At 66.1% G+C, this 19,225-nt stretch carries 21 protein-coding genes and 1 pseudogene; 14 read left to right on the forward strand and 8 right to left on the reverse strand.

Features of this window, described 5'->3' with window-relative positions:
* The first annotated feature begins 34 nt into the window (after positions 1–34).
* Both ACIA8C_RS27290 and ACIA8C_RS27295 read left to right on the forward strand, forming a co-directional pair.
* Positions 35–220, forward strand: coding sequence for a hypothetical protein (locus tag ACIA8C_RS27290; protein ID WP_397139457.1), 186 nt, complete (start codon positions 35–37; stop codon positions 218–220).
* 51 nt (positions 221–271) lie between these two features.
* Positions 272–1,072 carry a biotin--[acetyl-CoA-carboxylase] ligase gene (locus ACIA8C_RS27295; RefSeq protein WP_397139459.1) on the forward strand — a complete coding sequence of 267 codons (801 nt, stop codon included), beginning with the start codon at positions 272–274 and terminating at the stop codon, positions 1,070–1,072.
* A gap of 53 nt (positions 1,073–1,125) precedes the next feature.
* On the opposite strand, the gene ACIA8C_RS27300 is transcribed toward ACIA8C_RS27295, so the two are convergent.
* Complete coding sequence (locus ACIA8C_RS27300) at positions 1,126–2,082, reverse strand: acyl-ACP desaturase (RefSeq protein ID WP_397139461.1); 957 nt, start codon at positions 2,080–2,082, stop codon at positions 1,126–1,128.
* 204 nt (positions 2,083–2,286) lie between these two features.
* On the opposite strand from ACIA8C_RS27300, the gene ACIA8C_RS27305 reads away from it, so the two are divergent.
* The 3 genes from ACIA8C_RS27305 to ACIA8C_RS27315 all read left to right on the forward strand — a co-directional run bounded on the left by ACIA8C_RS27305 (position 2,287) and on the right by ACIA8C_RS27315 (position 4,951).
* Positions 2,287–2,832 (forward strand): PH domain-containing protein, encoded by a 546-nt coding sequence (locus ACIA8C_RS27305; protein WP_396995866.1) that lies wholly within the window; start codon positions 2,287–2,289, stop codon positions 2,830–2,832.
* Positions 2,833–2,893: 61 nt separating this feature from the next.
* Entirely contained in the window at positions 2,894–3,571 is a 678-nt protein-coding gene (locus ACIA8C_RS27310) for a response regulator transcription factor (protein ID WP_378717306.1), read from the forward strand.
* A 72-nt stretch (positions 3,572–3,643) separates the two neighbouring features.
* Positions 3,644–4,951, forward strand: a complete 1,308-nt coding sequence (locus ACIA8C_RS27315; protein WP_397139463.1) for a sensor histidine kinase — start codon at positions 3,644–3,646, stop codon at positions 4,949–4,951.
* 33 nt (positions 4,952–4,984) lie between these two features.
* Here the strand turns inward: ACIA8C_RS27315 and ACIA8C_RS27320 are convergent.
* Positions 4,985–5,509 (reverse strand): annotated as a pseudogene (locus tag ACIA8C_RS27320) (GtrA family protein); the annotation flags it as partial.
* A gap of 160 nt (positions 5,510–5,669) precedes the next feature.
* Between ACIA8C_RS27320 and ACIA8C_RS27325 the strand changes: the two are divergent.
* Both ACIA8C_RS27325 and purE read left to right on the forward strand, forming a co-directional pair.
* Complete coding sequence (locus tag ACIA8C_RS27325) at positions 5,670–6,842, forward strand: 5-(carboxyamino)imidazole ribonucleotide synthase (protein ID WP_397139465.1); 1,173 nt, start codon at positions 5,670–5,672, stop codon at positions 6,840–6,842.
* Complete coding sequence (purE, locus tag ACIA8C_RS27330; protein WP_397139467.1) at positions 6,835–7,344, forward strand: 5-(carboxyamino)imidazole ribonucleotide mutase; 510 nt, start codon at positions 6,835–6,837, stop codon at positions 7,342–7,344. The genes ACIA8C_RS27325 and purE overlap by 8 nt, the downstream gene beginning before the upstream one ends.
* Before the next feature lie 811 nt (positions 7,345–8,155).
* Here purE and ACIA8C_RS27335 read toward each other — a convergent pair.
* Entirely contained in the window at positions 8,156–8,605 is a 450-nt protein-coding gene (locus ACIA8C_RS27335) for a helix-turn-helix domain-containing protein (protein ID WP_397139634.1), read from the reverse strand.
* 105 nt (positions 8,606–8,710) lie between these two features.
* Here ACIA8C_RS27335 and ACIA8C_RS27340 point away from each other — a divergent pair, with 105 nt between their 5' ends.
* Complete coding sequence (locus tag ACIA8C_RS27340; protein ID WP_397139469.1) at positions 8,711–9,394, forward strand: TetR family transcriptional regulator; 684 nt, start codon at positions 8,711–8,713, stop codon at positions 9,392–9,394.
* A 131-nt stretch (positions 9,395–9,525) separates the two neighbouring features.
* Complete coding sequence (locus ACIA8C_RS27345) at positions 9,526–10,683, forward strand: acyl-CoA dehydrogenase (protein WP_397139471.1); 1,158 nt, start codon at positions 9,526–9,528, stop codon at positions 10,681–10,683.
* A 103-nt stretch (positions 10,684–10,786) separates the two neighbouring features.
* On the opposite strand, the gene ACIA8C_RS27350 is transcribed toward ACIA8C_RS27345, so the two are convergent.
* Both ACIA8C_RS27350 and ACIA8C_RS27355 read right to left on the reverse strand, forming a co-directional pair.
* Complete coding sequence (locus tag ACIA8C_RS27350; protein WP_397139473.1) at positions 10,787–11,071, reverse strand: GNAT family N-acetyltransferase; 285 nt, start codon at positions 11,069–11,071, stop codon at positions 10,787–10,789.
* 41 nt (positions 11,072–11,112) lie between these two features.
* A complete protein-coding gene (locus tag ACIA8C_RS27355; RefSeq protein WP_397139475.1) occupies positions 11,113–12,471 on the reverse strand; it encodes an FAD-binding oxidoreductase in 1,359 nt (452 codons plus the stop codon).
* A gap of 136 nt (positions 12,472–12,607) precedes the next feature.
* Here ACIA8C_RS27355 and ACIA8C_RS27360 point away from each other — a divergent pair, with 136 nt between their 5' ends.
* Positions 12,608–13,111, forward strand: a complete 504-nt coding sequence (locus ACIA8C_RS27360; RefSeq protein WP_397139477.1) for a GtrA family protein — start codon at positions 12,608–12,610, stop codon at positions 13,109–13,111.
* Between the two features lie 18 nt (positions 13,112–13,129).
* Positions 13,130–13,924, forward strand: coding sequence for a MerR family transcriptional regulator (locus ACIA8C_RS27365; RefSeq protein ID WP_397139479.1), 795 nt, complete (start codon positions 13,130–13,132; stop codon positions 13,922–13,924).
* On the opposite strand, the gene ACIA8C_RS27370 is transcribed toward ACIA8C_RS27365, so the two are convergent.
* The 3 genes from ACIA8C_RS27370 to ACIA8C_RS27380 are packed head-to-tail and all read right to left on the reverse strand — an operon-like array spanning position 13,905 to position 15,890.
* On the reverse strand, positions 13,905–14,558 hold the full coding sequence (locus ACIA8C_RS27370; RefSeq protein WP_397139481.1) for a Type 1 glutamine amidotransferase-like domain-containing protein: 654 nt from the start codon (positions 14,556–14,558) through the stop codon (positions 13,905–13,907). The genes ACIA8C_RS27365 and ACIA8C_RS27370 overlap by 20 nt on opposite strands.
* Positions 14,559–14,562: 4 nt before the next feature.
* Positions 14,563–15,402 carry a maleylpyruvate isomerase family mycothiol-dependent enzyme gene (locus ACIA8C_RS27375; RefSeq protein ID WP_397139483.1) on the reverse strand — a complete coding sequence of 280 codons (840 nt, stop codon included), beginning with the start codon at positions 15,400–15,402 and terminating at the stop codon, positions 14,563–14,565.
* The gene (locus ACIA8C_RS27380; RefSeq protein WP_397139485.1) at positions 15,399–15,890 is read right to left on the reverse strand and encodes an HIT family protein; all 492 of its coding nucleotides are present in this window, start codon (positions 15,888–15,890) and stop codon (positions 15,399–15,401) included. The genes ACIA8C_RS27375 and ACIA8C_RS27380 overlap by 4 nt, the downstream gene beginning before the upstream one ends.
* Positions 15,891–16,296: 406 nt before the next feature.
* On the opposite strand from ACIA8C_RS27380, the gene ACIA8C_RS27385 reads away from it, so the two are divergent.
* The 3 genes from ACIA8C_RS27385 to ACIA8C_RS27395 are packed head-to-tail and all read left to right on the forward strand — an operon-like array spanning position 16,297 to position 19,162.
* Entirely contained in the window at positions 16,297–17,415 is a 1,119-nt protein-coding gene (locus ACIA8C_RS27385) for a Re/Si-specific NAD(P)(+) transhydrogenase subunit alpha (protein WP_397139487.1), read from the forward strand.
* Complete coding sequence (locus tag ACIA8C_RS27390) at positions 17,415–17,729, forward strand: NAD(P) transhydrogenase subunit alpha (protein WP_107654393.1); 315 nt, start codon at positions 17,415–17,417, stop codon at positions 17,727–17,729. The genes ACIA8C_RS27385 and ACIA8C_RS27390 overlap by 1 nt, the downstream gene beginning before the upstream one ends.
* A gap of 17 nt (positions 17,730–17,746) precedes the next feature.
* A complete protein-coding gene (locus ACIA8C_RS27395; protein ID WP_397139636.1) occupies positions 17,747–19,162 on the forward strand; it encodes an NAD(P)(+) transhydrogenase (Re/Si-specific) subunit beta in 1,416 nt (471 codons plus the stop codon).
* Positions 19,163–19,225: the final 63 nt, after the last annotated feature.

The raw sequence follows: 19,225 nt of genomic DNA on the forward strand, positions 1-19,225 counted from the left end.
TCCAGTTTTCGTGCTCAGGGGGAGGAGCCCAGATATGTGGGAATGGAGCAAGACAGTCGCGGAATACGCGGCGGCGTCGTCGTGGACGAGTTGTCACAACTTCGAGAGCGAACCGACGATCCTCGATCCGGAAGGCAAGCCCGAGGTCACCCATGGGCATGCCGAGGGGGCCGATGGTGCGGCACGCGCACCGAGTGACGAGTACATCCTCGTCGGATAGTCGATGTCGACCTTGTCGGTCAGGCCACCGCGCACCAAGTAGCCTGCCCGTGTGACCAGGTCTCCTTTGGATGCAGAGCAGTTGCGACGCAGTCTCATCGAACAGCCCGAGCTGTCGTTTTTCCGCCACATCGAGGTGGTGGAGTCGACCGGGTCCACCAACGCGGACCTGATCGCGCGCGCAGGCGAACCGGACGCCGATCGCGCGGTACTCCTTGCAGAGGCGCAGGAGCAAGGGCGCGGTAGACACGCACGCACCTGGGTCAGCCCGCCGCGGGCACAGATCTCCCTGTCGCTGTTGGTGCGACTGGACGGGATCGAGCCCGCGGTGCTCGGCTGGCTGCCGCTGCTCACCGGCATCGCCGTGGTGGACGCACTGCGCGCGACGGCCGGTGTGGACGCGAACCTCAAGTGGCCCAACGATGTGCTGATTGATGGCCGCAAAGTCGCGGGCATCCTGGCCGAGGTCGCGACAAGCAACGACGCACCGGCGGTGGTCATCGGCATGGGGCTCAACGTCAGCCTCACCGAGGCGGAACTGCCGGTGCCGCATGCCATTTCGCTCACTATCGCCGGCGCCGAGAACGCCGACCGGACGCTGCTCGTGCAGTCGATGCTGACCGAATTCGCCCGTCGTTTCACGGCGTGGCGGGACGCGGGCTGGCAGACCACCGACCTCGCCGCCGCCTACCGCGCGCGGTGCGCGACGTTGGGCGTGCAGGTGCGTGCCGAATTGCCAGGCGGCCGAACGCTTACCGGCGTCGCCACCGATATCGATGACGCGGGCCGCCTGCTGATCGGCGACCAGCCCGTCTCCGCCGGCGATGTCACCCACCTGCGCGCCGAATACTGAAAACGAAACAGCCGCACTATTTCTGACATCAGAAATAGTGCGGCTGTTGGCGTTTACGCGGGTTGCAGCGCGGCGGCCTTCGCGGCCTCGCGGGCGAACATGCGGTCGCGCTGCTCTTCGAACTTGAGCACGTCCTGCTCCAGCTTCTCGATGAACACCCCGAGCTCCTCCCGCGCCTGCTCGCCGCGCGGCCCGAAGTCGTTGCGCTCGAAGATGTTCCACTGCTTGAGCACCGGCGCCACCACGTCCTCCAGGTGCTGGCGCAGGTCGTAGATGCCGTGCTTGGCCATCAGCACGCCGTTGCGGCGGAAGTTGGGCATGCCCGCGCCGGGCATGATGAAGTGGGTCAGGATCTTGGTGATCGCCAGCATGGCCTGATCGGGCGCCAGGTCGAGGCCCGCGCCGCACATGTTGCGGTAGAAGATCATGTGCAGGTTCTCGTCGGCGGCGATGCGCTGCAGCATGCGGTCGGCGATCGGGTCGTCACAGACCCGGCCGGTATTGCGGTGCGAGACGCGGGTCGCCAGCTCCTGAAACGTCACGTAGGTAACGGATTCCATGAATCCGCCCCAGTTGTCGGGCGCCGAAACCCCGTTGGTCATGTGGATCATCCTGGCCTGCTCGAGGGCGACCGGGTCGACGCCGCGGGTGACCACCAGGTAGTCGCGAATGGCGATGCCGTGCCGGTTCTCCTCGGCCGTCCAGCGGCCGACCCAGGTGCCCCACGCGCCGTCCTGGGAGAAGTTCTCGGCGATCTCGCGGTGGTAGGAGGGCAGGTTGTCCTCGGTGAGCAGGTTGGTGATCATGGCGACCTTGGCCACCTCGCTCAGCTTGGACTGCTCTGGTGCCCAGTCCTGCCCGCCCAGCGCGGCGAAGTTGCGGCCCTCGTCCCACGGGATGTAGTCGTGCGGGTGCCAGTCCTTCGCCAGTGCGAGGTGCCGGTTGAGATTCTGTTCGGCCACCGGCTGAAGTTCGGTCAGGATTTCCAGCTGGGTCAGGTCTTTGGTCACGCATTCCTCCACGGTCGTATTCGGCTTTGTTCGAGCAGAGCTGTTTGCGGACAGAGCGTTCGAGCCAGATCGATCGGAGAACTTTCTTGCCGAGAGCGAATACTCTAGGACGCGCGGGTTCGGCACACGCAGGCAGACGATTGTGCAGCACGACGCGGTTCGGTGTCCGGCATTTCGGCATCTTCACGCGGTAGTGTTCCCGCCATGGGTTATCCGGAGGATGTGCTTGCGCCGGAAGAGCAGCTGATCCTGCACCGTCATCCGCATTGGAAGATGTTGTTCTGGCCGATCGTGACGTTGATCGTGATCACCGCACTCGCCGGTTTCGCAGGGGGACTCGCTTCGCGCAAAGCCGAGGGCACGGCGCGGACGGCATTGCTGATCGCGGTGCTCGCGGTGTGGTTGATCGTCGTCGTGTGGCGTTGTGTCGCACCGGTTCTCAGCTGGAAGTCGACGCACTTCATCATCACCGACCGGCGCGTGCTGGTCCGCCAGGGTGTGCTCACGCACACCGGCATCGACATTCCGATGAGCCGCATCTCGAGCGTGCAGTTCCGGCACGGGCTGTTCGATCGGATGCTCGGCACCGGCACGTTGATCATCGAATCGTCCTCGTCGGAGCCGCTCGAGTTCGATGACATCCCGGCGGTGCAGAAGGTGCACGCGTTGATGTACCACCAAGTTTTCGACGTCGAAAACGGAGATAACGGACGAGGCGAGCACAGGAGCGAGCACGGCGACTACCGATGAATGAGGCATCACGCATGATGGCTAGGGGGCGGTTAACGGGTAAGCCCGTTAACCTGGGCGTATGACGGCCGTACTGCTAGCAGAAGACGACGAGGCGATCGCCGCGCCGTTGTCGCGCGCCCTGGGGCGCGAGGGGTACTCGGTGACCGTCGAGCGCTTCGGCCCCGCCGTGCTCGAGCGGGCACTGGAGGGCCATCACGATCTGCTCATTCTCGACCTCGGCCTGCCAGGCATGGACGGGCTCGAGGTGTGCCGCCAGGTCCGCGCCCGCGGCGCCGACCTGGCCGTGCTGATGCTCACCGCGCGCACCGACGAGGTCGACTTCGTGGTCGGGTTGGACGCGGGCGCCGACGATTACGTCGGCAAGCCGTTCCGTCTCGCCGAGCTGCTGGCTCGGGTGCGAGCGTTGTTGCGGCGCAGCGGGATCGGCGACGACACAGTGGAGGTCGGCGGCATCCGGCTGGAGCCTGCCGCGCGCCGGGTGCTGGTGAACGGCGTCGAGATCGGCCTGGCGAACAAGGAATACGAGTTGCTGAAGGTGCTGATCGATCGCGCGGGTCAGGTGGTGCCGCGCGAAACCATCCTGCGCGAGGTGTGGGGCGACGCCGAACTGCGCGGCTCCAAGACCCTGGACATGCACATGTCCTGGCTGCGCCGCAAGATCGGCGACGAGGGCCCGATGGCCGAGCGGCGCATCGTCACCGTGCGCGGTGTCGGATTCCGCCTGAACACCGCATGATCGGGTCTTGCCCCGCGGCAGCCTGCGTGACCACGCAGGGCCCTCGCTCACGCGCCGAAGATACCGACTGACGTGCGACGTCGAATCCTGCGATCCATGCTCACCGTGCTGACGCTCACCACGGTGGTGCTCGGCCTGCCGCTGATCTACACGGCCTGGCTGTGGGTCGAGGACATCACCCGCGACGACCTGCAGAGCAAGCTCGAGCGGATCGCCACGGCGATCATCGTCCAGGAACAGGGCGACGGCATGGTGCTCGGCGAGCTGGACACCCGGTCGGTGGAGCCGCTGCTCCCGCAGGACGGCAAGCTCACCATCATCTATCCGGCGCCACAGGACAACGCGTCCCGCCTCGACGTCGGCGTGACGCAGGTTTCCGACCCCCTGGTCGAGTCGCTGTCGATGGGAACCAAGGGGTCGCTGCGCCTGGAGGTGCCCTCGGCGCCGATGCACGCCAGGCAGCGTCAGGCCGTCGCGGTGGTGGCCCTTGCGGTGCTGGCCTCGCTCGGCGCGGCGGTCTCGGTCGCGGTGATCACCGCGCGCCGGGTGGCCGATCCGCTGCGCGATGTGGCGGCACGAGCGGCACGGCTCGCCATGGGCGACTTCCGGCCGGACCCGCGCAGGCACGGCATCTCCGAACTCGATCGGGTCTCCGACGTGCTCGACTCGGCCACCGTGGAGATCGCCGGGCGGCTGCAACGGGAGCATGCCCTGGTCGCGGACGTCTCGCATCAGCTGCGCAGCCGCCTCACCGCGGTGCGGCTACGGCTGGACGAGTTGTCCACGCACGCCGATCAAGAAGTGGTGCACGAGGCCGAGGAGGCGATGGCGCAGGTCGATCGGCTCACCGACGCGATCGACGAGCTGGTGCGCGCCTCCCGCGACGAGGACGCCGCCGATCTCGATCCGGTGCCGGTGATGGCGGAACTGCGCGGGGTGGTCGCCGAGTGGACGCATCCGTTCACCGAGAAGGGCAGGTCGCTGAAGCTGATCGGGGACGAGTCGTTGCTGGCGCCCATCACCGGATCGCGGTTGCGCGAGGCGGTTTCGGTGCTGGTCGACAACGCGTTGATGCACGGCGGCGGCACCTGCACGGTGTCGGTGCGCACGGTGCGGCCCGGGGTCGACCGGGATCCGCTGGTGTGTGTGGAGGTCGCCGACGAAGGCGACGGGGTGCGCGACGAATTGGCGCCGCACATTTTCGACCGTGGTTTCTCCGCGGGCGGCTCGACCGGTGTCGGATTGGCGTTGGCCAGGGCGCTGGTGGAGGCCGATGGCGGGCGGCTCGAATTGCAGCGGCGCAGGCCCGCGTTGTTCGCGGTGTTCCTCGGCTCGTCGGCGTATCGCACGGTGAACGCGGTGGTCACCGAGCCGCGCTGAGTCAGTCGCGGCGGAACGTCACTTGCGGCGGAATTCCTCTTCGACCAAATCTTCGAATTCGGCGGCGATCTCGTTCATTTCGTCGGGGAACACCCAGCGGCGCATCGCCCAGAACCGGAACGCCATCTGCAGCAGGTTGCCGATGATGAAGGCGCTGATGAAGTCCGCGACATTCTCGACGGTGAAGCTCACATCGGGCTGGCGCAGGTCGAAGACGTAACTCGAGATCCACAGCGGGATGAAGGCGAGGACAACGCCGACGCCGCTGACCCCGAAGAACAGCAAGGCCTCGTGATGGCGTTCGCGGCCGCCGCGATTCCGGAACGACCATTCGCGATTCAGGATGTACGACGCGATGACCGCGACGACACCGGAGATGATTTTCGCGGTGACCGGCTTCTCGGAAAGCACGGTCCATTTCAGCGCGTAGAAGATGCCGCTATCGATCACGAAGGTCGTCGCACCGACAATGGCGAACTTGATCAGTTCCCGATGCCGGTACGCGATCTCCGCGAGAGGCTTGGGAAGGACGCTCACCACGTCGTCGACGAAAGACACGGGGCCGAGTGTACCGCTACCCGGTGCCGGTGCCCCGGTGCGTCCTGGTGGCAGGGGCTTGCTGGGGAAGCGAATGAGCCGCTCCCGCGTGGGGACATTTCCGCCGGTTATGACAATATTGCTGAACGTGAGCACCGGCCGGTCCTTTGATCCCTCAGCTATGCCCACCGTCACCATGATCGGCGGTGGTCAGTTGGCGCGCATGACGCATCAGGCCGCGATCGCGCTCGGCCAGCGGCTCCGCGTGCTCGCCGAGAATCCGGACGACCCGGCGGCCCAGGTCAGCCCCGAGGTGGTGCTCGGCAGCCACACCGATCTGACCGCGCTGCGCAAGGCCGCGATCGGGTCGCATGCGCTGACCTTCGACCACGAGGGCGTGCCGACCGAACATCTCGAGGCGCTGGTCGCCGAGGGCGTGAACGTGCAGCCGCCGCCGGGCGCGTTGATCTTCGCGCAGGACAAGCTGGCCATGCGGGTCAAGCTGTCCGGGCTCGGTCTGCCGGTGCCCGCGTTCGCGCCGGTGGGTTCGGTCGCCGACGTGGTGCGCTTCGGCGACGAGCAGGACTGGCGGATCGTGCTCAAAGCGGTGCGTGGCGGTTACGACGGGCGTGGGGTGTGGATGCCGGAGTCGGCGGATGAGGCCGCGGCGATCGTGACCGATCAGCTCGCGCACGGCGCACAGCTGCTCGCCGAGGCGAAGGTTGATTTGAAGCGCGAGCTGTCGGCGATGGTGGCGCGTTCGCCGTTCGGGCAGGCCGCGACCTGGCCGGTGGTGGAGACCGTGCAGCGCAACGGCCAGTGCGCCGTGGTGATCGCGCCCGCGCCGGATCTCGACGACGATCTGGCCGCCGAGGCGGAGACGCTGGCGCTCAACCTGGCCAAGGAGCTCGGTGTGGTCGGCGCGATGGCCGTGGAGTTGTTCGAAACCCACGACGGCACGCTGCTGATCAACGAGCTGGCGATGCGCCCGCACAACTCCGGGCACTGGGGCATGGACGGTGCCCGCACCGGCCAGTTCGAGCAGCATCTGCGCGCGGTGCTGGATTACCCGCTCGGCGACACCTGCCCGTTGGCCCCGGTCACCGTGATGGCCAACATTCTCGGCGCTGCCGAGGCGCCCGCGATGTCGATGGACGAGCGTCTGCATCATCTCTTCGCGCGGATGCCCGATGCCAAGGTGCACATGTACGGCAAGGGTGAACGCCCCGACCGCAAGATCGGGCACATCAACATTCTCGGTGACGAGGTCGCCGTGGTGCGGGAACGAGCTGAGCGCGCGGCACAGTGGATGTCGCAAGCGGTATGGACCGATGGATGGGATCCCCATGAGTGACGCGAGTACCCCCCAGGTCGGCCTGATCATGGGCAGCGACTCCGACTGGCCCACCATGGAGGCCGCCGCGGAAGCGTTGGCGGAGTTCGGCATTCGCTTCGAGGTCGGCGTCGTCTCGGCCCACCGCACCCCCCAGCGCATGCTCGACTACGCCCGCGATGCCGCCGCCCGCGGCCTGCAGGTCATCATCGCCGGCGCGGGCGGTGCCGCCCACCTCCCCGGCATGGTCGCCTCCGCGACCCCCCTCCCCGTCATCGGCGTCCCCGTCCCCCTCAAATACCTCGACGGCATGGACTCCCTCCTCTCCATAGTCCAAATGCCCGCAGGCGTCCCTGTAGCCACCGTCTCCATCGGCGGCGCCCGCAACGCCGGCCTACTAGCCGTCCGCATCCTCGCCGCCCACAACCCCACCCTCCGCACCCGCATGGAGCAATTCCAAGCCGGCCTGGAAAAGATGGTCCTCGAAAAAGACCAAGCCCTCCGCACCAAACTCCTCGGCTAACCCCGAAAACCCCTGCACCACAGCGATACACACCCTTTCGGTAATCTGCACACCCACCGTGTAAGCCGCACCCCCAGTACACGCGGTGTGCAGCTCACACAAACGGTGAGCATCCCCCAACTCCCCACGCGGGCAACGGAATCCGCACCCACACTCGGGATACGCACCGACTTTAGGGCGCTATTCTGAGTGCGGATCCCGAGTCAGGGTGCGGATTTGTGGTGAACCCGGGTACCGCACCGATAGCGAGCATCGTGGTGAGTCATATGGTCGCTAAATGATCTCTGGTAGCAACCATTTGACTCACTTGATCTTGAAAATCTCTATAACGCCACCACAGCCAGATGACCACGCCGGAACGCGACACTACGCGCCTGACCGCTAACTACAGCCGGGTACGGCACACGACGCCACCACACTACTCACGGGAAAACCTGGACAGGTCTTCAGCTTTCAGGGCTGCTCGCCTTGGGTCGTCCTTAGCTGTACTGATCCGGATATGTACACGCATCGAGTCCTTAGGTGTACACATCCGGTTAGGTGTACATATCCCAGGGAATGATCGAGTAGTGCTGGGCGCGTGAGGTGGGGTCCCCGGCCTTAACCTGCTGTTTGGTCAGGAATGTGGCAGTTCCAGCCTGGCTGGTTGGCTGTGGTGCTGTTCTCGAGATTTTGGGAAGGGCGCACGTCGAGGTGAGTCAAATGGTCGTTCTCGCCCATCGAGGTGAGTCAAATGGTCGCTTTACAAGATCTTTTGGCGACCATATGACTCGCCTCGATTACGACTGGGTCCTGCACCGACACGTTGTCGTCAGATACCGAGGTCTTGGCCGAGGGTGGCGAGCTCGTCTGCTGCGACCTTGCTCCTTGCCTCGGTTTCTTGTTGGTACGCCTCGAGGTCTTCGTACCGGATCCGCCGATGTCGGCCGACCAGCCGGAACGGGATGCCACCGGCTTCCAACAGCGCGACAACATAAGGGCGGGAGACGTTCAGCATGTCCGCTGCCTGCTGCGTGGTGAGTTCGGCGTGCGAGGGGACCACCGAAACGCCGCGGCCTTCTGCGGCCTGAGCCAGGATGAATGCCAGCAGGCTGACAGCTTCTCGGGGCAGGACCAGGGCCTCTTCACCGGGGTGCTCCTGGGTGACCCGGATGTCCTGCTCTGCGGGGTGCCGCATGAGGTAATCCTTGATCCTCCGCATTGCGCGTGCGGCCACCTCGGGGTCGATCTTCCCGGGCTCGGTGCGCTTCGCCGCCTTCATGTTCACCACCACGACCTCCTTATTCGCAGTATACGAAACAAACGAAATATTCGAAAGGGTGCCGCGCCGCCCGGGCGCGCCGGTTGGTCTCGCTACGGTGAAGGCGTGACTACTGGTGACATCCGCCCGCGTAGCGGCGACGACAACACTCGGTTTCGGCTGACTGTTGTCGATCAGGCGTTGCGGTTGTTTGCCGAGAAGGGATATGAGGCGACGACTGTTGAGGAGATCGCGGAGGCGGCTGGGATTTCGCGGCGGACGTTCTTTCGGCAGTTTCGGTCGAAAGAGGATGTGATCTTCGCCGATCACGAGTCGCAGCTGGCGCAGGCGGCGGAGTTCCTCGGGGCGTCGCGGGGCGATCCGTGGGAGACGGTGTGCGAGGCCGTTGTTCAGGTGTTCGAGCGGTTCACTCAGTGGCGCGAGATCGCGGAGCGGCGGTATCACGTGGTGCGGCGGGTGCCCGCGCTGCGCGAGCGCGAGATCGTGACGGTCTTCCGGTATGAGCGGCTGTTCACCGATTATCTGCGGGACCGGCTGCCGGAGGTGCCGGATCTGGCCCGGGTGCAATACACCGCCGCGGTGACCGCGACGCACAACTATCTGCTGCGCCGCATGGTGCGCGGTGAGTCGGACGCGGGTGCGGCGGATCTGCGCGTCGAACTGGCCGCGATTCCGCGCGGCGCGGGACGGCGCGCCGGCGCAGATGAGCTGGTGGTCGCGGTGTTCCCGCGCGACACCCCACCCCGGCAGGTCGCCGATCTGGTCGCACGCAAACTCGGTAGTCTTTGAGCCAGGTCAGTGCGACCAATCTGACACTGGGTGCCAGGAAGAATCCGCACGTTGCGGCCGTTCCTGGGCGTACACTGGAAGACAATGTGGCACTGAGTGCCGACATGTACCGACGACCAGGAGTGAGCCCCATGGCGGGAAACCCCGATTTCGACCTGTTCAAGCTCGAGGACTTCCACGACGAACTGCGTGCGGCCATCCGCGGTCTCGCGGAGAAGGAGATCGCTCCGCACGCCAAGGACGTCGACGGCAACGCGCGCTTCCCGGAGGAGGCGCTCACCGCGCTGAACGCCGCGGGCTTCAACGCGGTGCACGTGCCGGAGGCCTACGGCGGCCAGGGCGCCGACTCGGTGGCCACCTGCATCGTGATCGAAGAGGTCGCCCGCGTCTGCGGTTCCTCGTCGCTCATCCCCGCGGTCAACAAGCTCGGCACCATGGGCCTGATCCTCAACGGCTCCGAGGACCTCAAGCAAAAGGTGCTGTCCGACATCGTCAACGGCGAGATGGCCTCCTACGCGCTGTCCGAGCGCGAGGCCGGTTCCGACGCCGCCAGCATGCGCACCCGCGCGAAGCAGGAGGGCGACGACTGGATCCTCAACGGCTCCAAGTGCTGGATCACCAACGGCGGCAAGTCTTCCTGGTACACCGTGATGGCGGTGACCGATGCGGACAAGGGCGCCAACGGTATTTCGGCGTTCCTGGTGCACAAGGACGACGAGGGTTTCGTGGTCGGCCCGCTCGAGCACAAGCTCGGTATCAAGGGATCGCCTACGGCGGAACTGTATTTCGAGAACTGCCGGGTGCCGGGTGACCGCATCGTCGGCGAGCCGGGCACCGGCTTCAAGACCGCGCTGCAGACCCTCGACCACACCCGCCCGACCATCGGCGCGCAGGCCGTCGGCCTGGCGCAGGGCGCGCTGGACGCGGCCATCGCCTACACCAAGGACCGCAAGCAGTTCGGCAAGGCCATCGCCGACTTCCAGAACACCCAGTTCATGATCGCCGACATGGCGATGAAGATCGAGGCCGCCCGCCTCATGGTGTACACCTCGGCCGCCCGCGCCGAGCGCGGCGAGAAGAAGCTCGGCTTCATCTCCGCTGCCGCAAAGTGTTTCGCCTCCGATGTCGCGATGGAGGTGACCACCAACGCCGTTCAGCTGTTCGGTGGCGCCGGCTACACCACCGACTTCCCGGTTGAGCGGATGATGCGCGACGCGAAGATTACCCAGATCTACGAGGGCACCAACCAGATCCAGCGGCTCGTCATGTCCCGCGCGCTGCTGCGCTGACGTCTTGACAGCGAAGGTCCCGAACGTGAACCGCGTTCGGGGCCTTCGCTATTCGAGGGCGTGATGTTCAAGGCGGCGTCGATGGTGAATCAGTGTTGTGCGCTCAGCCGACCAGGTCCGCGTACTCGCGATGCTCGCCGATGTACTTCTCGACGTACCAGCAGGTCGGGATGACGGCGTAGCCGTTGTCGCGCGAGTCCTTCAGCGCGTATTCGACGACCTCGGCGGCGACGCCACGGCCACGGAATTCCGGGAAGGTCATGGTGTGATGGAAGTCGCGGACTTTCGGATCGTCGCGCTGGGCGTAATCGGCGTAGCCCGCGAGGGTGTCGTCGAGGTAGATCTCGAAACGAGTGTCGGCGACGTTGTGCTCGAGCCTGGTGGTCATGATCTGGTGAAACTCCTTCACGGTCGGGAATGTTCCGTGGGCTAAAGAATCGCGCCTGGATTGAGGATGCCGTGCGGGTCGAGGGCGTCCTTGATGCGGTGGGTCAATGCCATCACATCGGCGCCGAGCTGATCAGGCAGCCACGCCTTCTTCAGCCGCCCGACGCCGTGCTCGCCGGTGATGGTGCCACCGAGCGCGATCGCCAGGTCCATGATCTCGCCGAAGGCGCGGTGCGCGCGCTCGGTCATCGCGGCGTCGTCCGGGTCGTGCACGATCAGCGGGTGGGTGTTGCCGTCGCCGGCGTGCGCGATCACCGAAACCATCACGTCGTTGCGTTCCGCGATCTCGGCGACGCCGCGCACCAGATCGCCCAGTCGCGGCAGTGGCACGCCGACATCCTCTAGCAGCAGCGTGCCCAGCTTTTCCACTGCGGGAATGGCGAAACGTCGTGCCGCCGTGAAGGCTTCGCCCTCCTCCGGGTCCTCGGTATGGAAAACCTCTGCCGCGCCCGCTTTTTCGCATGCGGCGACCATGATTTCGGCTTCCCGCCTGGCGAATTCGCCCGGCGCGTCCGAACGGGCGACCAGCAATGCGGCAGCCTTGCGATCCAGTCCCATCCGCAGCTCGTCCTCGACCGCGTTGATCGACACCGAATCCATGAATTCCAGCATGGAGGGCCGCAATTCGCCGGTGATCGCGAGAATCGCGTCGACGGCACCCGACAGCGTCGCGAAGGCCGCGACGACCGTGCTCTGCGGCGGTTGCGCGGGTAGCAGGCGCAACGTCAGCTCGGTAATGATGCCGAGGGTGCCCTCGCTGCCGACGAACAGCTTGGTCAGCGACAGCCCCGCCGAATCCTTGAGCCGTGGTCCGCCGAGCCGCAGCACCGTGCCATCGGCGAGCACCACCTCCATGCCGAGCACGTAATCGGTTGTCACGCCGTACTTCACGCAGCACAGTCCGCCCGCGTTGGTGGCCGCGTTCCCGCCGATCGAGCAGATCTCGAATGACGACGGGTCGGGCGGATACCAGAGCCCGTGCTCGGCGACCGCGCGCTTCACCTCGGCGTTCAGCAGGCCGGGCTGCACCACCGCGGTCCTGGTGACCGGGTCGATCGCGATCGCCCGCATCCGCTCGGTGCTCAGCACCAGGCCGCCGTCCACCGCGGTGGCACCGCCGGAAAGGCCGGAGCCAGCGCCGCGCGGCACCACCGCGATCCGCCGCTCGTGCGCCCAGCGCAGGGTCGCCGCCACATCGTCGGTGCTGGTCGCGCGCACCACGGCGAGTGGCGTGCCCGCGTCGGGATCCCGCGCCCAGTCCTGCCGGTAGCTCGCGAGCAGGTCGGGGTCGGTGACTACGGCGCCATCGGGTAGTCCATCGATCAGGTCATGCAGCTCCACAATCCCACGCTAACCTGCCCAGGCAGCAAGGCCACGCACGCGGCTCAGATCAGCTGACGAGCTGGGTTGGTTGGTCGGCGATTCGGGCTCTTGCGCGGTTCACTTTGCGGACATCTGCCGCTGGCAGGCTGGCCGCGTGCACGAGCTGGCGAAAACCACCGACACGGTCGCCGACCGGTTCACCCGATGGTGCGAGGGCGTGGTCGCGCGGCTGCCGTGGGGTCTACGTCGGCTTGTCGCCCCGACCTTCCTCGGCTTCGCGCTGATCAACAGCTTTACCTTCGGCGTCGACCTGCTGCTGCTCACCATTTTCCACGGCTGGTGGGGCCTGCCCGTCTGGCTGTCGGTCACCATCGCCTATATCTGCGCGTTCGGGATCAGTTTCGTGCTCAACCGCACCTTCAACTTCCATTCGCACGCGCCCGTCGGCAAACAGGCCGCGGTGTACGGCGTGGTGGTCGCGATCAACTACGTCGCGTTCATCCTCGGCGTCGGCAGCGGTCTCACCGCGCTAGGCCTGGAATACCACCTGTCCCGGCTGCTGGCGGGCGCCTGTGAGGCCGTCTACATGTACAGCGCGATGCGCTGGGTCGTGTTCGGCCGCGAGCCGAAGCCCGAACTTGCACCTCACGCGACGTGAGGTCATAGCGTCGTAGGTGTGGCGAACACCAACGGATACGTCAAGGTCGGCGAGCTGGCCACGGCGACCGGGCTGACCGTGCGCACCCTGCACTATTACGACGAGATCGGCCTGCTCTCGCCCTCGGGTCGCAGCGGCGCCGGGCACCGGTTGTATTCGAACGACGACGTGCAGCGGCTGTATCGGATCGGCCTGCTGCGCAATCTCGGCCTGCGCTTGGACGAGGTGGCGGCGGCCCTCGACGATCCCGCTTGGGATCTATCCGGCGTGATGCTCCGGCACGTGGCCGAACTCGATCGCAGGCTGGCCGTCGGTCACCGGCTGCGTCAGCGGCTGACCACGATGTCCGCCACTCTCACCGCCCACCGCAGCCTCGAAACACGGGAGCTGCTGGACACATTGGAGGACATGGCCATGCTCGACACCAAGATTCAGCGGCGCATTCCGACGCTCGTCTACCGCGATATCGCCGCCGCCCACGAGTATCTGACCACCGTGTTCGGCATGGAGCCCGGCCGGATCAGCAGGGGCGAGGACGGCACCGTGCACCACGCGGAGATCACCGCGGGCGACGGCGTGATCTGGTTGCACGCGGTCTCCGAGCAGTTCAAGCTGCAGTCGCCGATCACCCTCGGCGCCTGCACCGAGGGTATGTCGATCGTCGTCGAGGACGTGGACGCGCACTTCCGGCACGCGAAGGCGGCGGGCGCCGAGATTCTGTCCGAGCCCACCGACCAGTTCTACGGTTATCGCGACTACAGCGCGCGTGACCTCGAGCAGCGGCTGTGGTCGTTCATGACGCCGCTCGACTGATCAGTACCTCGGTGCGGTCGCCGTCGACGACGATCGCGTCGTCGTCGGTGAGTGCCCAGTGCGCGATGCCTGCCGCGCGATAGGACTCGGCGAGCTCCCCGCATTCGCCGGTCGGGTCGGTGGCGGAGTCGATGTGTGGCACGATCGGTCGGTCGATCAAACCCAGTCCGTCCCAACGCGGTTCGATACCGCATGCGGGGGCGACTTCGGCGGGATCGTCCACCGATTCGAGCCCGTGCAGGTCGGGGGTCATTACGCAGGCGCCCGCGCTGTAGCCCGCGTACACCAGGGCATCGGCGGCGAGGAGCTTGGGAAGCACGACATCGGCTCCACTGCGGGCGAATTGGGCACGCAGCACGAAGGTGTTGCCGCCGCGCACCCACAACAGCGGGAACGAAGCCAGCGTGCGCTCCAATTCCGCTGAGCCGTCGACGAAGTCGCGAAGGTCTACCGTTTCGGGCGCGTAGCCCAGCTTGCGCAGTGGCACCATGTCGCTGGTGATCGCCGCCTGCCACGCCTCGGGCCAGGCGTCACAAGCATTGGGAATCAACGCGACTCGGCCCGGCTCGCCGGCCAATGCCGCGAGCCGATCGTAGTGCGCCCCGAATCGGTAGCTGGACAGGAAGAGTCGCACCGGATCAGATCGTGAACGCCAGATTGCGGATCAGTCGCTGCCCGAGCTCCTCGTCGCCGCTGATGGCGATCGCGTCCAGATGCTCGTCCGCGGTGGTGCGTCCGCCGCCGAGCCGAACGAAAAGCTCCGACGGCAACTGGATTTCAACAGTGGCGGGCTCGTCGAACGAGTCCACATAACCTGCCCGGCCCGCTACCTGGATGTGCAGCGTCCTGGCCAGCGACCCGGTGAGGGCGAAGGTGATCCGCGAACCCTCCGGCGCCCCACCCTTTTTCACTACCACCCGAGGCACGCTGCCAAGGAACTCGGCGAACCCGAGCTCGCCACGCGGCCCATCCTCTTCGACCTGAACGTCGAGTGCGTCGGCAAGGTCGAGTTCGTGCATCCAGCAGTCGAACAGTCGCACCCGCATGAACCGGCCGTAGCTGACCTGCCCGATCGGGGACTGCGTTTGCGCCTGCCATTCGTCGTCGCCCATGGCGGCCAAAGCTTTTCGCCTGCGGTCAACGGTCTCGCGGAACACTTCAAGCAGCCGGACACCGGACATCGGACGCAGCCTGTCCACCCAGATCTCGTTGAACACCGCGGTCTCGTTGCGGACATGCGGCAGCGTGCTCACATCGGTCTTCACGGTGAGCGGGTCGTGCGGCGGCGGGCGCTCGCCGAGCAGCCACGACTCGGTGCCGATGACATGCGCGACCACGTCGAACACGGTCCAGCCCGGCAGCGAGGTCGTTGCCCGCCACTGGTTTTCGTCGATGTCGGCGACCAGCGCGGCGATCGCGTCCCACTGTTCGGACAGCCGGGCCGTCAGCTCGGTCCGGTCCAGTGTCGGGTCGGTCATTCCTGCGCTCCTTTGTCCGGGCTTTCCATGCCCAATTTTCCACCGTGGTCCGGCTTTTCGTCACGCTCGAGCGCCGCGATGCCACCTTGAATGGCGGCGGCGGTGGACTCGGCGTCGTGCGGGCGGCGCAGAACGAACCCGGCGGCGAACCGGAACTTGTCGCCGTGCTTGCGCGGGATCACGTGCAGGTGCACATGGGGGACAGTTTGAAAGGCGGCCGTACCGTCGTTGAGCAGCAGGTTGGCGCCGTCGGCGGCCAGGGTGCTTCGCCGGACGGCCAGCGCGAGCCGATGCCCGGCGCGGAACACGTACGCGCCGAGCTCGGCGTCGAGATCCTCGAGCTCGGTGGCATGCTGTTTCGGCACCACCAGCATGTGGCCGCGGGCAACCGGGCGGATATCGAGGAAGGCGCAGAGGGTGTCGTCCTCGTACACCTTTGTTGCCGGGGCCTCGCCGGCCACGATGCGGCAGAAGACGCAGTCGTTCACACCGCAGGACCTTACGGCGTACGAGCGGCACGGAACAGCCCCGCGCGCGAAACGCCCATGACGCACGTCACTATTCGCGCCCGCGACCATGCCCTGACCTGCTGACGAACCCAGAGGTAAGCAAGGGACCTGCTGGTTCGCTCTTGTCGCGGTCCCCGGTAGCGACAAACATCAGTATCGGCGCTCATCCGAACGGCCGACAGCGCTGGAGGTGACCACGATGTTCACGACGACCTGGCGGATCCGGCAAACCGGCGGAATCGGGCATGATCTTGTGACGGGCGTCTCAGCGGTCTGCACAAAACGGCAGGTACAGTAGCGATGATTTGGGCGACCTTACTCTGAAGTAACATCGTCCGGTCGTCCATCTGATGCCTGAAGCTCAGCACGAGAAGGAACTGACATAGTGGAGACAACGCAGAGCGTAGGCGACGAGTCGCCACGCGGCGCGCGTGTCGGAGTCGTTCGCGAGTCCAACGCGGGCGAACGACGTGTCGCATTGGTGCCGAAGATCATTCCGACCCTGCTGAAGCAGGGCGTGCAGGTGGTGATCGAGTCCGGAGCCGGGCTCGGCGCACTCATTCCCGACAGCGCCTACGAGGCGGCGGGCGCGACGATCGGCGATCCGTGGTCGGCCGAGGTGGTCGTGAAGGTGGCCCCGCCCAGCGACGCCGAGGTGGCCAAGCTGTCGAGTGGGCAGACCCTGATCGGCTTCCTGGCCCCGCGCAACGCGGACAACCAGATCGGCAAGCTGAAAACCGCTGGCGTGCAAGCGTTCGCGGTGGAAGCGATCCCGCGCATCTCGCGTGCGCAGGTGCTGGACGCGCTGTCCTCGCAGGCCAACGTCGCCGGTTACAAGGCCGTGCTGCTCGCCGCGTCGGAGTCGACCCGCTTCTTCCCGATGCTCACCACCGCGGCGGGCACGGTGAAGCCCGCGACGGTGCTGGTGCTCGGTGTCGGTGTCGCCGGTCTGCAGGCGCTGGCCACGGCCAAGCGCCTCGGCGGCCGCACCACGGGCTACGACGTGCGTCCCGAGGTCGCCGATCAGGTGCGCTCGGTCGGTGCCCAGTGGCTCGATCTCGGCATCGATGCCGCCGGTGAGGGCGGGTACGCCCGCGAGCTCACCGACGAGGAAAAGGCAAAGCAGCAGCAGGCTTTGGAGGACGCGATCAAGGGCTTCGACGTGGTGATCACCACCGCGCTGGTGCCCGGCCGTCCCGCGCCGCGACTGGTGACCGCCGCCGCGGTGGAGGGCATGAAGCCCGGCAGCGTGATCGTCGACCTGGCCGGAGAGACCGGCGGCAACTGTGAGCTCACCGAGCCCGGCGAGGTGGTGGTCAAGCACGAGGTCACCATCGCCTCCCCGCTGAACCTGCCCGCGACCATGCCGGAGCACGCTTCAGAGCTGTACTCGAAGAACATTTCGGCGCTGCTGGAACTGATGCTGGTGGACGGGAAGCTCGCGCCCGACTTCAGCGATCAGGTGCTCGCCGATTCCTGCGTGACACGTGAGGTGGAAGCCTGATGTACACCGAACTCCTCGCGAACATCGCGATCCTGGTCTTGTCCGGGTTCGTCGGTTTCGCCGTCATCTCCAAGGTGCCCAACACCCTGCACACCCCACTCATGTCCGGTACCAACGCCATTCACGGCATCGTCGTGCTCGGCGCGCTGGTCACCCTCGGTAACGTGCAGGACCCGTCGATCCTGACCCAGATCATCCTGTTCGTCGCCGTGGTGTTCGGAACCCTCAATGTCATCGGTGGTTTCGTGGTGACCGACCGCATGCTCGGCATGTTCAAGGGCAAAAAAGCGGCCCCGGTGAAGGCGGAGAAGTGATGCATACCTTCGACAACGTGACCTACCTGGTCAACGGCCTCTACATCATCGCCTTCGGCATGTTCATCTACGGCCTGATGGGCCTGACCGGCCCGAAGACCGCGGTGCGCGGCAACCTGATCGCCGCGGTAGGCATGTTCATCGCCGTGGTCGCGACGCTGATCTCGGTGCGCCACACCAGCAACTGGATCCTGATCGTCGCCGGTCTTGTGGTCGGTATCGCGCTCGGTGTGCCGCCGGCCCGGTTCACCAAGATGACCGCCATGCCGCAGCTGGTCGCCGCGTTCAACGGCGTCGGCGGTGGCACGGTCGCGCTCATCGCGTGGTCGGAATTCATCAACAGCCAAGGCTTTTCGCACTTCGACGAAGAGCCGACCGTGCACATCGTTGTCGGCTCGCTGTTCGCGGCGATCATCGGCTCGATCTCGTTCTGGGGCTCGCTGATCGCGTTCGGCAAGCTGCAAGAGATCCTGCCCGGTCGTCCACTCGGGCTCGGCAAGCTGCAGCAGCCGCTGAATCTGCTGTTGCTGATCGGGGCAATCGCCGCGGCGGTGGTGATCGGCATCGGCGCCACCAATGATGGTGTGTCCCAACTGTGGATGATCGCGGTGCTGGTGCTGGCCGGCGTGCTCGGTCTCGCGGTGGTGCTGCCGATCGGCGGCGCGGACATGCCCGTTGTCATCTCCCTGCTCAACGCGTTGACCGGATTGTCGGCCGCCGCAGCGGGTTTGGCGTTGAACAACACCGCGATGATCGTGGCCGGCATGATCGTCGGCGCGTCCGGCACCATCCTGACCAACCTGATGGCCAAGGCCATGAACCGGTCCATCCCGGCCATCGTGGCGGGCGGATTCGGCGGCGGCGGAACGGCTCCGGGCGCCAGCGGCGACGGCGAGGCCAAGCAGGCCAAGGCCACCTCCGCCGCCGACGCCGCGATCCAGATGGCCTACGCCAACCAGGTCATCGTTGTCCCCGGCTACGGCATGGCGGTGGCCCAGGCCCAGCACGCGGTCAAGGAAATGGCGGCACTGCTCGAAGCCAAGGGCGTCGAGGTCAAGTACGCCATCCACCCGGTCGCGGGTCGCATGCCCGGTCACATGAACGTGCTGCTCGCCGAGGCCGAGGTCTCCTATGACGCGCTCAAGGAAATGGACGACATCAACGGCGAGTTCTCCCGCACCGATGTCGCCCTGGTCATCGGCGCCAACGACGTCACGAACCCGGCCGCCCGCGAGGACGCCAGCAGCCCGATCTACGGCATGCCGGTGCTCAACGTCGACCAGGCCAAGAGCGTTATCGTGCTCAAGCGCTCGATGAACTCCGGCTTCGCAGGCATCGACAACCCGCTCTTCTACGCCGACACCACCTCGATGTTGTTCGGCGACGCGAAGAAGTCCGTCGGCGCTGTCACCGAGGAACTGAAGGCGCTGTAAGGCAGCCGGATTCACGAGAACGACCCTCCGCCGAGCAGGGCGGAGGGTCGTTTTTCGATCATG

This window comes from Nocardia sp. NPDC051321, assembly GCF_044455225.1.
GTDB lineage: Bacteria > Actinomycetota > Actinomycetes > Mycobacteriales > Mycobacteriaceae > Nocardia.